The 12,849-nt window shown below is 39.8% G+C and carries 12 protein-coding genes; 9 read left to right on the forward strand and 3 right to left on the reverse strand.

Features of this window, described 5'->3' with window-relative positions; translation table 11 throughout:
• Window positions 1–206: 206 nt before the first annotated feature.
• Window positions 207–503, reverse strand: coding sequence for a YrhK family protein (locus JMN17_RS01585; RefSeq protein WP_087992244.1), 297 nt, complete (start codon window positions 501–503; stop codon window positions 207–209).
• A gap of 183 nt (window positions 504–686) precedes the next feature.
• Here JMN17_RS01585 and JMN17_RS01590 point away from each other — a divergent pair, with 183 nt between their 5' ends.
• Both JMN17_RS01590 and JMN17_RS01595 read left to right on the forward strand, forming a co-directional pair.
• Entirely contained in the window at window positions 687–1,082 is a 396-nt protein-coding gene (locus JMN17_RS01590) for a hypothetical protein (RefSeq protein ID WP_202327101.1), read from the forward strand.
• 21 nt (window positions 1,083–1,103) lie between these two features.
• Window positions 1,104–2,363 (forward strand): MFS transporter, encoded by a 1,260-nt coding sequence (locus JMN17_RS01595; protein ID WP_087993802.1) that lies wholly within the window; start codon window positions 1,104–1,106, stop codon window positions 2,361–2,363.
• 355 nt (window positions 2,364–2,718) lie between these two features.
• Here JMN17_RS01595 and JMN17_RS01600 read toward each other — a convergent pair whose 3' ends face one another.
• Complete coding sequence (locus JMN17_RS01600; protein ID WP_087993803.1) at window positions 2,719–3,546, reverse strand: TrmB family transcriptional regulator; 828 nt, start codon at window positions 3,544–3,546, stop codon at window positions 2,719–2,721.
• 151 nt (window positions 3,547–3,697) lie between these two features.
• Here JMN17_RS01600 and JMN17_RS01605 point away from each other — a divergent pair, with 151 nt between their 5' ends.
• Window positions 3,698–4,327 (forward strand): LysE family transporter, encoded by a 630-nt coding sequence (locus JMN17_RS01605; RefSeq protein ID WP_087993804.1) that lies wholly within the window; start codon window positions 3,698–3,700, stop codon window positions 4,325–4,327.
• 123 nt (window positions 4,328–4,450) lie between these two features.
• Here the strand turns inward: JMN17_RS01605 and JMN17_RS01610 are convergent, their stop codons facing one another.
• A complete protein-coding gene (locus JMN17_RS01610; RefSeq protein ID WP_087993805.1) occupies window positions 4,451–5,839 on the reverse strand; it encodes an amino acid permease in 1,389 nt (462 codons plus the stop codon).
• Between the two features lie 431 nt (window positions 5,840–6,270).
• Between JMN17_RS01610 and JMN17_RS01615 the strand changes: the two genes are divergently transcribed.
• The 6 genes from JMN17_RS01615 to levG all read left to right on the forward strand — a co-directional run bounded on the left by JMN17_RS01615 (window position 6,271) and on the right by levG (window position 12,823).
• Window positions 6,271–6,861, forward strand: coding sequence for a hypothetical protein (locus JMN17_RS01615; RefSeq protein ID WP_242519848.1), 591 nt, complete (start codon window positions 6,271–6,273; stop codon window positions 6,859–6,861).
• A gap of 363 nt (window positions 6,862–7,224) precedes the next feature.
• The gene (gene levR, locus JMN17_RS01620) at window positions 7,225–10,032 is read left to right on the forward strand and encodes a transcriptional regulator LevR (RefSeq protein WP_202327107.1); all 2,808 of its coding nucleotides are present in this window, start codon (window positions 7,225–7,227) and stop codon (window positions 10,030–10,032) included.
• A 189-nt stretch (window positions 10,033–10,221) separates the two neighbouring features.
• Window positions 10,222–10,662, forward strand: a complete 441-nt coding sequence (gene levD / locus JMN17_RS01625) for a PTS fructose transporter subunit IIA (RefSeq protein WP_087993808.1) — start codon at window positions 10,222–10,224, stop codon at window positions 10,660–10,662.
• Window positions 10,662–11,150, forward strand: coding sequence for a PTS fructose transporter subunit IIB (gene levE, locus JMN17_RS01630; RefSeq protein WP_087993809.1), 489 nt, complete (start codon window positions 10,662–10,664; stop codon window positions 11,148–11,150). Before levD ends, levE begins: the two co-directional genes overlap by 1 nt.
• 16 nt (window positions 11,151–11,166) lie before the next feature.
• Window positions 11,167–11,973 carry a PTS fructose transporter subunit IIC gene (levF, locus tag JMN17_RS01635; RefSeq protein ID WP_087993810.1) on the forward strand — a complete coding sequence of 269 codons (807 nt, stop codon included), beginning with the start codon at window positions 11,167–11,169 and terminating at the stop codon, window positions 11,971–11,973.
• 22 nt (window positions 11,974–11,995) lie between these two features.
• Window positions 11,996–12,823, forward strand: a complete 828-nt coding sequence (gene levG, locus JMN17_RS01640; protein ID WP_014114571.1) for a PTS fructose transporter subunit IID — start codon at window positions 11,996–11,998, stop codon at window positions 12,821–12,823.
• Window positions 12,824–12,849: the final 26 nt, after the last annotated feature.

The raw sequence follows: 12,849 nt of genomic DNA on the forward strand, positions 1-12,849 counted from the left end.
GATAATTTTGCATGTGAGAAAACCGGCACGATAATGAAATCTACTGAAAAGGATGTTATAGGGAGTATCGCGCCGGCCTTATTGTTCATATCGTCAAACAGGGTGAAAAGTTTAGTTCTTTTGTCTTATTTTTAAAAATAAATAGTCTGAAAGTCTTGTTTTTGGTTTACGCATTAGTTTTATGGCATTTTGCTCTCGCGTATGCCTCAAGATGAACCATCTGTTGAAGATCGATGTTTAAATTGGTTTTCCACATGTTTACGGTAATGAAAGTCATGAATCAGCCGAATCGTCGGCCTGATTAACAGCAGCAAACTCCCAATCGCAAACAGCCATATCCCTGCCGACTTGAACTGCTCATAAAAAAAGAAAATACTTCCGACAAGAAACAAGGCACCAATGATAAAATCATTTACTGTATAAAGAATCTTATATCGTTTTTTGAAAAAGAGCTCGTATCGTTTCAGTTCTTTTTTGATCTCATTTTCTTCTTTAGGTGCCATTATTCTCCCTCCATTCAACATGTTCATTCCCTAACGTGAATAGAAGAAAACATATAAGTAGAGTGAGTGACAATGGGAAATCTCTCTTTATTTTATAATTATTTTATTATTAGACATCAAATCTTATAATTGTTGTTAGATGAGTATTATCGAATAATACCTCATTTTTAAAATACTCGTGAAATGTACAGCAGATGGTCACATCTCATTAACGTATGCAATCTTTCATTACACGAATGTGGACTTTCCGGTATTAACAAGATATCAGAACTTGCTTACGATTCTTTAAAAGCTCGTATTTTAACAGAATACTTACTAGTTAAAGAATCAGCTGAAAGTTCTCTCATACCTGTTTTAATCGGAGCATACGCCTTTGAAAAACCTAAAGGATTAGAATGGTACCTTCAATGGATGACCGAGGATGCTGAAAAATTAATGAAACTAAATGCAGAGTGGTTTATAAACACAGCTCTTTGGCAGCTGTTGGCTATGACGGCAAACCCTTATGCTCATTTTGATCACTGGGCAGGTGATATTCAACAGCTTGTGACGAAACTTAACCTAACTAATCCTATGTAATGAAGGTTAAAGGAGAAAGAAATGAAAATTGAACTGAACATTAAACGCAAATCAAAAACTCCTGCTTTTGATCCTTCTTTTCGCCGTCTTTTTACTGCTGTAACCTTAACAAGTATTGGAGATGGCCTCACTTTTAATGCGCTTCCTTGGGTTGCAGCTTCACTAACAAGTAATACAATATTAGCGTCATTGGTATCCTCAGCCATCTTTCTGCCTTGGTTACTGTTTAGTTTGCCTTTTGGAATCTTAATTGATCGCTATCCCCGCAATTTACTAATGGCTGTTTCGGGAACAGTCAGGGCAGTAATGATATTGCTGTTAACTGTTCTGATAATCTATGAATGGGCGACTGTACCGCTTTTGATTATCTTAACGTTTCTTTTTGGTACTGCTAAGGTAATGTTTGACTGCACAGCACAAACGATAGTGCCAATGGTTGTTAATAGTAAACAACTTGAGAAGGCGAACGGTCTTTTTGCTTCGGTTCAATTAATCGCAAGCGATCTTTTAGGGGGAGCGCTCGCAGGCATTCTAATTCTAATTGGCCTTCCCGCGCCTTTCGTTATAGATGTGATTACTTCTGTCACTTCAATTCCTTTGTTAATAAGAATGAAAGGTAACTTTCAAGCGAGAGAGGAAAGAAAAAAGGTTACTTTCAAAGCTGATTTAAAAGAAGGTATACTCTTTGTTTGGAATGATTCTTTGCTAAGACCTTTAGCATTGTTTGGATCTGGTGTCACTATGGTTTTCTCAATGATTACTGCTATGCAAGTTTTCTTCATGAAAGAGATTTTGCATTTGAGTTCTTTTGAGTTTGGTTTGCTGATTTCCTTTGCAACTGTAGGCAGTGTGATCGGGGGACGAGCAGTTTCAAATCTAAAAACAAAATTGGGGGCAAGAAAGAGTTTGCTTATCTCGATTTTGACCATGGGAATATGTTACGGTATTGCAGGTCTTAGCAGTAATTGGTATATTGTCTGTCTATCCTATATTATTGCCTCTTTTTTTATTGTGGTATGGGGTGTCTTGAATGTAACGTATAGACAGCGAATTGTTCCCCAAGAGCTGTTAGGGCGCGTGAATACAGTATTTCGCTTTTTGTCCTGGGGAGTCAGTTCCATTGGAACAATTTTAGGCGGTATTCTAGTCAGTGTGGGTGAAGTGGCTTTTAATCGTGAATGGGCTCTCCGTCTTCCTTATTTGGTGCTTTTATGTGTGTATATTATCTTTTTCTTTATTGCCATTCGCTTATTCAGTAAGGAAAGGCTTGAAGGTGTATGATTACAGAGTATAGATATTCGATCATAATGAATACGAGGAAATGTCGTTTGCTGACCAGATTCCTCTCAGAATCAATAAATAGTGCTTAAACATTTCTAAGCCTTGCAAAATAAATTAATTAACAAAAAAGACAATCATAAAAATGGGGAATATGTCTTATTGTCTGATCCCACTCACCTTATTGCGATTTAAATGAGTGAACAAATTCTCCTCAAAGCCACGCCAGACTGATCAATCGGTAAAAAAATTTTGCAATACAAGGAACTTGCCGAAAAATAGTTTTTCTCGACAAGTTCTTTGTATTGATATAAGCAATGTTTTTGGTTAAATAATGATATCAGAAACATCATTTGCTCTATTCCAAATAATGTTTTTTGAAATCAGAGTGGATTGAAAATTTGCGGCGCAGCTGGATGAGATTTTTCCCAAAGCTTTCTTCTAAAAGCCCTCTATGCTTTTTCAGGATTTCCATGAGGTACAGATCATGAATGATGACTTCAGTAATAGGCATGACTAAACCTACATGCATCGTCCATGCAGCACGGCTGTCGTTGCCAAGAGAGACGATACCTGCTACAACTTCTGAATCATCTCCGCTATAGACAAGCCACCGCCCGTCATACTCTTCTGTAATTTCACTGCTCATATCATGAAGGTAAACAGCAGCAAAATCAGATGTGATGTCTCCGTACGCAATAATGGTCACAATGACACCTTGATTTGCCGCTTGTCTTAGCTCTGATTCTATTTCTTCAAAATCCTCTTCCCATATTTCCAAGAGAATTCTTTTTTTGGCGGATAAGATACAAGCCTTCACTTTTTCAAGAATTTCATTGCGTCCGGTGATATTCCAGATATTTTCCCGGTCATTTGCGGTCTGCTCGAATTTTTCAAAGTATTTCTCAGCCTGATCAAAATGCTCTTCCGCTTTGAGCCGGCGGTTTTTAATCAGTTCTTTAGCGGGGACAGGCACATACTGAGGTGTATTTCCATGACTTACAAAAACATCTCCTCTTAAGACAAGACTTTCCAAGACTTCATAAATTTTAGAACGGGGCACTCCGGAATTTTTGGCGACGGCATAGCCTGTTAAAGGCGATTCTTGCAATAAAGCAAGATATGCTTTTGATTCATATTCGGTAAAATTAAGGTTTTTTAAAATGTCTAACATATTTTCCTTCATACATCCTCCAATATAAAGAGCAGTCGCTGCCCTTGTAATCGCTATTTTAACAAACCATATTGATTTATTCCAAACGCATTGATACAATTTTATAAGTAGTTACTATCGTAGTCACTATATATTGCGGAGATTTTTTAAAGGGGGAGAAGAAATGCACAGCATACTCACATACATACCGATTGCTGCCATGATGGTTATCATACCGGGAGCAGATACGATGCTTGTGATGAAAAATACCCTTAGATATGGCGCAAAGGCTGGCCGTTATAACATCCTTGGATTGGCAACAGGACTTTCCTTTTGGACGGTTATCGCCATTTTAGGTTTATCAGTGGTTATTGCAAAGTCGGTATTTCTTTTCACAACGATCAAATATTTGGGAGCAGCATACTTAATTTATTTAGGAATCAAGAGTTTTTTTGCCAAAAGCATGTTTTCTTTTGATGAAACGCAATCTCAAGCAAGCAAGGAAAATTCTCCGAAACGTTATTATAAAACTTCCTTTATGCAAGGATCACTTAGTAATATTCTCAATCCTAAAACTGTTTTGGTTTATGTTACAATCATGCCCCAATTTATCAATCTAAAGGGAAACATAAACCAGCAGCTCATCATTTTAGCTTCAATCCTAACCTTATTAGCGGTTTTGTGGTTCCTCTTTCTCGTTTATATGATTGATTTCGCAAAAAAATGGATGAAAAACTCGAAGTTCCAGAAAGCGTTTCAAAAAATAACTGGTATTATATTAGTGGGTTTCGGCATCAAAACTGGTATGAATTGAAATTAGCTTACATGAATTGGAGATCAGTCAAGCAGTTGTTTTGCCTTTCGAATCCTCTTTTAGTCCGGCAGTATCATTTTTAATACAAAAAAAACAAGGGAGTGTGTATCCCTTGTCTTTTTGTTATTTTATCTTATGTCCCCTGGTGGTCTGTACCTTATACATGATAATCAATAAAACAAACCAGGCCGGAGTGACAAATAAAGCAACACGTGTATCATTCGCCAGTGCCAATACGATAAGAATGAACGCGAGAAATGCGAGTGTTAAATAGTTGGATAATGGGTAAAAGGGCATTTTAAATTTGTTTGCTTTCGCTTCATCCTGCCTTGTTTTTCGATATTTTAAATGGCAAATCACCGTAATGCCCCAAATGAAAATGAAACATATGGTAGAAACACTTGTAATCAATGTAAAGACTTGCTCGGGCATTATATAATTCAGGCTAACGCCAATCAGAATGGCGATGGTTGAAAAGAACAGCGCATTGCTTGGAACTTTAGAAGAAGTCAGTTTCTTCAATAATCCAGGGGCGTGATGATCCTTGGCGAGAGAATAGACCATGCGGCTTGTGCTGAATAAAGCGCTGTTGGCCGCTGATGCCGCTGATGTTAATACAACAAAATTGATCATACTGGCGGCGGCAACGATGCCTACAACAGAAAAGACTTGAACAAATGGGCTTTCATTTGGGTTCAAAACGTTCCAAGGATAGATACACATAATGACAAAAAGTGCGCCGACATAAAAAAGTAAAATCCGAACTGGGATTTGATTGATGGCTTTAGGGATCACTTTTTGGGGATTTTCAGTTTCACCTGCAGTCAATCCAACAAGTTCAATTCCCACAAAAGCGAAGACAACCATTTGGAATGAAAGGATAAATCCATGCCATCCATTTGGAAACATGCCGCCGTAGCTCCAAAGATTCGTGAGGCTGGCTGTGCCGGAATCAGCGGAAAAACCTTTCGCTATCAAGAAAATACCAGTTGCGATAAGAGCCAAAATGGCGATAACTTTGATCAATGCAAACCAGAATTCTAATTCTCCGAACAGTTTAACGGTTGCAAGGTTCATGATCAGCAAGATGATAAGCGCAAGAAGACCCGGCAGCCATTGAGGCACCGCAGGAAGCCAATATTGCGTATAAATCCCGACTGCAGTTAAATCAGCCATCGCGAGAGAAATCCAGCAGAACCAGTAGGTCCAGCCAGTAATAAACGCTGCCATGTCTCCTAGATAGTCCCTTACAAAATCAACGAAAGAGTGATATCCCGTATTTGATAAGAGCAGTTCTCCGAGCGAACGCATAATGAAAAAGCAAAATACACCGGTGATCATGTAAGCAAATAAAATAGATGGTCCCGCAAAGTGGATGGATTTTCCTGAGCCTAAGAATAAACCTGTCCCGATTGCACCCCCAATCGCCATTAATTGTATATGCCTGTTTTTAAGGCCTCTAGACAATTTTTGTTGTTGTCCAAAATTGTCTTTGTTAGAATTGCCTCTCAATTTTATTTTCCTCCAATAATAAAAGATGAATAAAGTTTTATCGGATATTATACCATCTAAAAGAATACAATGTTTACTTTTTAAATTTTAAAAATATAATTTTCATTTGCTTGTTCGTACAGGTGCTAAATGTCTCTCACTCTCTATTTTCACTTCCAGTTTTATTGAATAGTAGAAAAAAAGGTAAATGCTCAGTGAGGAAAAGAGATTTTGGTAAAACGTCCTACTGGCGTAACCGTCATTCGTGACCGAGTGAAAACAGTAACAAATATGTAATGGCAAACAAAAAGACATTGTTTTGACGATGTCTTTTTTGTTTTGCTAGGATAGACGATAACAGTATGCTTATGAGGGCTGCTCATTCATAAGGATACAGGCGAAATGAATGACATGAGGCAGGACATATAATGAACTTACATACAGCACAGCTATTGAAAATTTTATCAGAATATCAGTTTTTTGATTGGGAGCATCAAAAGAATAATAAACATCGCATCCTGATTGGCCTCCCGGAGAATAAGCATGAAATAAAAGATTTTTATCAATCATTCGGTTTTGAATCAGTCGAGAATCCGTATTCAAACATAAAAATCTCAAAAAAACAGTGGGTGCATATGGAGGATCTATTTTTTCAATGGATATCTCCTTATCTATCAACTTTCGGACAAACAGTTGTTACGCCATTTCTAAGTAATGACTGGGAGGGTGAATGTCATCTGGATGATGAGTTTGCTGATGCTTATGAAGCGTACAAGGCTTTTTTAATAGGTAGCGGATTGTATGATCATACGCCCGCTTTGATTGAGACCAGCAGGGGATATCAAATCGATCATATCGGAGATTTTTCAATTCTGGGCAAGATGGCTGCGAGAAATCATCAATATTTATTTTTTGCCGATGGAGATAAAGTTTTTATGTTTACAGATTCACTGACCTTCCAGATGTTTTGTAAAGATGAAGAAGTTTTGCATAATGAAAAGAGAAAGATCGAGCAGTTGCTGCATCCTGATTTTTTATCGTGAATCACTGCGGCGGACACACATAGAGTGTCCGCCATTTCTTTGTTTCAATTGGATGCATTTTAGGTTATTTGACCCAGTCTTTAAGATTCATTTTTTGTCATTCGTGATTTTGGCATCTTTACATTCCTCAAGAATGATAAACTGTTTACTGATTATTACTTTGGAAGGAGCCCAGCCCTGGGGAACGCGAATCTAAAATACTAATATGAGATGTAAATGATTCAACATTCTAAACACATAAGCATAAAAGGCCGGCATGTCAATCTGCTATAGAGGCCTTTCTGGAAGTGTAGAATTAGATGTTTCCGCCATGAAGATTCGGAATATTCAGGGCTTATCTAATAAGGACAAAGGATGATAGACGTGAAAAGAATAGATAAAATATACCATCAGCTTATGCATAATTTTCATGATTCAAGTTTAGATCATCTTTTAAAAGTACAGGGGAGTTCGGCAAAGGAAATTGCTGAGCAGCTGAAAATGGAGCGGTCCAATGTCAGTTTTGAGTTGAACAATCTCGTCCGGTCCAAAAAGGTCATAAAAATAAAATCGTTTCCTGTGCGATACATCCCAGTCGAAATAGCGGAAAGATTGTGCAACAAGAAATGGGATACCGAGTTGATGGAAGTGAAAAGCCTGGAGCCGTTTTCCGGGAATTCCAAACAGAAACAACAACCTATTTCTACGAATCCTCTAGAGCTTATGATTGGGGCAAAAGGCAGTTTGAAGAAAGCCATTTCCCAGGCAAAAGCAGCTGTTTTTTATCCGCCGAACGGCCTGCATATGCTCCTCCTAGGGCCGACTGGTTCCGGTAAATCCCTTTTTGCGAACCGTATTTACCAGTTTGCCATTTACTCTGACATTTTGAAGGCCGGCTCACCATTTATTACATTTAACTGTGCAGATTACTACAACAATCCTCAATTATTGCTATCTCAATTATTCGGACACAAAAAAGGTTCATTTACAGGTGCCGGCGAGGATAAGGCTGGCTTAGTCGAACAGGCTGATGGGGGCATTCTTTTTATGGATGAAATCCACCGTCTCCCTCCTGAGGGGCAGGAAATGCTGTTTTATTTTATTGACAGCGGTTCTTATAACCGGCTTGGGGAATCGGAACATAAACGAACATCGAACGTATTGTTTATTTCCGCCACAACAGAAAATCCGAGTTCTGCTTTATTGAAAACATTTTTGCGAAGAATTCCAATGACCATACATATTCCTTCGCTTGAAGAACGATCGCTTAAAGAAAGAGTGGATCTGACGACGTTTTTATTAGGGAAAGAAGCAGAGCGAATTAAGAAAAATCTGAGTGTGCACATAGATGTCTATAATGCGCTTATTCATTCTGCGAAATTTGGAAATGTGGGACAGCTGAAATCAAATGTCCAGTTAGTTTGTGCACACGGGTTTTTGCACAACCTTGAAAAAAATGAGGTTATTGAACTGACTGTTCGGGATCTGCCGGATGAAATCAAGCAAGAATGGATGTCCAGCAGCAAAAACATGCAAAGAAGCAAAGCTATTTCTGAATATGTCAATATTACAACGATTATCTCTCCGATTGTAGAAGATGAAACAACAAAAATTGACGAAGACCTCTCATTTAACTTGTATCATTTGATCGAGGAAAAAGTGAAAACCCTTATGAAAGAAGGATTATCCAAAAAGGATATTAATCAGTACATCTTAACTGATATCCATTTGCATGTCAGAAGTTTTTTTCATCATCGGGCGTTTCAAAAGGACAGCCTGCTGACATTCGTTGAAGACGACGTGATTCAAATGACCAAACAGTTAAAAGAAATAGCTGAGCATGAGCTGGCTTGCACATTTGACCGTAAATTTATTTATTTCTTGAGTATGCATATTGACGCATTTTTAAAGCGCGGAAAACAAATTGATGTTTTAAATACACAGGAGACTGATGAAATCCGTGACACTCATGTGAAAGAATATCGGGTGGCGATGATATTTAAAGATCAAATTCAGAAATATTTTAAAGTGGCCATCCCGGAAATAGAAGTTATCTACTTAACAATGCTGATTCATTCCATCAAATCGTTAAAAGAGAACAAAAGGGTCGGTATTATCGTGGCTGCACATGGAAATAGCACGGCGAGTTCAATGGTTGAAGTCGCGACAGAACTGTTAGGAAGCACTCCCATTGCAGCAGTTGATATGCCGCTTTCTGTTTCACCTTCGGACATTATCAAATGCGTAGCGGAAAAAATGAAACAGGTTGACGAAGGGGAAGGTGTTTTAATGCTGGTAGATATGGGGTCACTTGCGATGCTGGAAAGCAAGCTGGAGGAAAAGACAGGCATTGCCATCAAAACCATCAGCAATGTGACGACCTCAATGGTGCTGGATGCTGTCAGAAAAGTGAACTATTTGAATTTAAATTTGCATGCGATCTATCAATCGGTCACGAAAGATTTTATTGAGTTATGGGAGCGGCAGCCAGCAGCATCCGGCAAAAAGAAGGCATTGGTTTCCATCTGTACGACAGGCAGCGGGACGGCCAAAAAGCTGGAAGACATCCTGACAACGATCGTAAACAAGGCCTCTGATACCCCGATTCACATATTGACTGTTTCATCCATTAAATTGGCAAACAACATAAAAGAAATTGAAAAAGAGTATGAGATCCTTGCGACAGTCGGAACGAAAGATCCTAAAATCAATGCTCCGCATGTATCTTTAGAAGTGTTAATTGAAGGGGAGGGAGAGAAGCTGATTCAACAGGCGATTACCAAAGGAAGCACCCCCTTGAGCAATGGATTGAACGAAGCGAATATCATTGTCAGGGAGCTTTGCGAGGATAGCTTGAAAAAGTACCTTGTCTTCTTGAACCCCCACCATATGATCGAGATGTTATTAGAGTGGCTGCAAACCGTTCAAGATGAGCTGGGAGTCATTTTCAATAATGCTGTTTTAATCAAAGTCATCATGCATACGGCTTTCGCCTTTGAGAGGGTGATTAAGCAGAATCCGATAGCTTTCTCAGAGGAAGATGAAATAAATGAACAGCTAAAAAGAATGCTGAACGTGACAGAACGTACATTAGCCCCATATGAACACAAGCTTGGACTTCGCATAAGTGATGATGAAAAATTATTTATAGCCGCCATCTTCGCTGAAGAAGTGCCTGGCCAGCTGTTTTAAAAGCGGTTTTTTTATGTGAACCTGTATTAAATGGAACGCCATTTTAATACAGGTTTATTTTTTTGGTTTCAAGTGTTTCAACAATAGACTGTCATTTGCTGAAAACTTAATGAAAACGCTTAACACAACTTTGTTGGCACAATCCTTGCATTATATATGGATGTACAAAACAGGAAAGGAGCAATGAATATGATTTCAGTTATTATCAGTGGTCATGGAGATTTTCCCATAGCATTAAAAGAGTCTTCAGGGATGATATTCGGTGAAGAAAATAACCTGATTGCAGTGCCGTTTTTTAAAGGAGAAGGAGTTCAAACACTGCAAGAAAAATATCATCAGGCGCTCAAAGACATTCCGGAAGAAAATGAAGTGCTTTTTTTAGTCGACATTTTTGGAGGAACGCCATATAACGCGGCAGCTTCTTTCATTGCTGAAGATCAAAGAATGGATATGGCAGCCGGCGTAAACCTGCCGATTCTGCTGGAGGTATTAAGCCTGAGAGAACATCTGACACTTAAAGATTTGCTGAACAACTTAAAAGCAATGAGCCAGCAAAGCTTTCAAGTGTGCAGTGAACATTTAGAAAAAGTAAAAACAGCCAATCAAGAAACAAGAGAGGATGAATTGTGATGAACATTGTGTTAGCAAGAATTGATGACCGCTTTATTCACGGCCAAATCCTGACAAGGTGGATTAAAGTCCATGCGGCAGACCGAATTATCGTTGTCTCCGATGATATTGCACAGGACGACATGAGAAAAGCGCTGATCCTTTCTGTTGCGCCTTCAAATGTAAAAGCGAGTGCCGTTTCGGTTTCAAAAATGGCAAAAGCGTTTCATAGTCCGCGTTATGAAGGGGTAACGGCAATGCTCTTGTTTGAAAATCCGTCCGATATTGTATCTCTTATAGAAGCAGGCGTACCGATCAAAACAGTAAACGTTGGAGGAATGCGTTTTGAAAATCACCGCAGGCAAATCACAAAATCAGTCAGCGTCACAGAGCAAGATATAAAGGCGTTTGAAACATTAAGTGATCTGGGCGTGACAGTGGAATTGAGGCAGCTGCCTTCAGATGCCAGCGAGGACTTTGTCCAGATTTTACGGAACGTAACAAAATAATCAAGGGGATGAGAATATGTCTTCATTACAAATTATTTTGTTGTTAATCATTGCAGCAATCACCGGAATCGCAAGTGTATTGGATGAAGGGCAGACACACCGGCCGCTTGTGGCCTGCACGCTGGTTGGCTTGGTGCTCGGGGATTTAAAAACAGGCATTATTCTCGGCGGCACACTGGAGCTGATGGCGCTGGGCTGGATGAACGTCGGCCTTGCTATGGCGCCTGATACAGCGATCGCCTCTGTCATCTCAACCATTTTAGTCATTACCGCTGATCAGGGAATTGGCGAAGGGATTGCCGTAGCTGTTGCTTTGGCAGCTGCTGGTCAGGCGCTGACGATTTTTGTGCGGACGATCACTGTCTTTTTCATTCATCGCGCTGATCAATACGCAAAAGAAGGGAATATAAAAGGAATTGAAATTATGCATATTACCGCGATGGTGTTTCAAGCACTTCGCGTCATGATACCGACTTTGATTGTCGCATTGATCAGTGTCAGCGCTGTTCAGGCGTTCTTGGGCAATATTCCGGATGTGATTACAAAAGGGCTGCAAATAGGCGGAGGCATTATCGTTGTTGTCGGATATGCCATGGTGATCAATATGATGAATATTCCATATTTAAAGCCATTTTTCTATATTGGTTTCTTATTAGCAGCGTTTACCGATTTCAACTTAGTAGGATTTGGAGCCCTCGGTCTCTGTCTGGCGCTTTTATACCAGCAGATGATGCAAAAACATACCGCGCACGGAGCGGTGGCCGCCGCATCTGACAGTGGCCAAGTCGGTGTTTATGATGACGATGATGATCTTGATGCCTAAACCATGAGGGGGGATGAAAAAGATGGAGAAAGAAAAGCGATTAACGAAAAAAGAAATTTTCAGCATGTTTATTCGTTCAAACTTTTTGCTCGGCTCCTTTAACTTCGAACGTGTGCAGGCCATGGGTTATTGCTATGTCATGATACCGGCGATCAAAAAATTATACGGTCCCGGCGCGAAAAGAAACGAAGCCTTGCAGCGGCATTTGGAATGGTTTAATACACATCCGTGGCTGACAGCGCCTATATTTGGCGTGACGGCAGCCATGGAAGAAGAAATGGCGAACAATAAAGGAATTGATGGAAAAGCGATCAGCGGAATGAAAATCGGTTTGATGGGCCCGATAGCGGGTGTAGGCGACCCGATTTTCTGGGGAACGATTCGCCCGGTCTTAGCTGCGTTAGGGGCATCCCTTGCTTTAGGAGGAAACATTGCCGGCCCTTTGCTATTCTTTTTCTTGCTGAACGCCATAAGATTAAGCACAAAATATTACGGATTAAAGTATGGCTATGTGAAAGGAATGGAGATTCTGCAGGATTTAGCGGGGAATCGCATTCAAAAGCTGACAGAGGGCGCTTCGATTCTCGGATTATTTGTAATGGGAGCTCTCGTTTCCAAATGGACCACCATCAACATTCCCATCGTTGTGTCCAGGATTAAGGATGAAAGCGGAAAAGTGGATGTTCAAACCGTACAAAATGTGTTAGACAGCATCATGCCGGGGGCGCTGCCTCTAGGGTTAACGTTATTGGTGGCATGGATGCTGCGGAAAGGGGTGAATCCTCTTCTCATTATATGCGGCATCTTTATCATCGGAATTCTTGGGTATTGGGCTGGATTCTTAGCATAAGCTCTGTGTGAAGTAAGAAAGAAGAG

The sequence above is a fragment of the Bacillus sp. RHFS10 genome (genome assembly GCF_016757475.1).
GTDB lineage: Bacteria > Bacillota > Bacilli > Bacillales > Bacillaceae > Bacillus > Bacillus subtilis_G.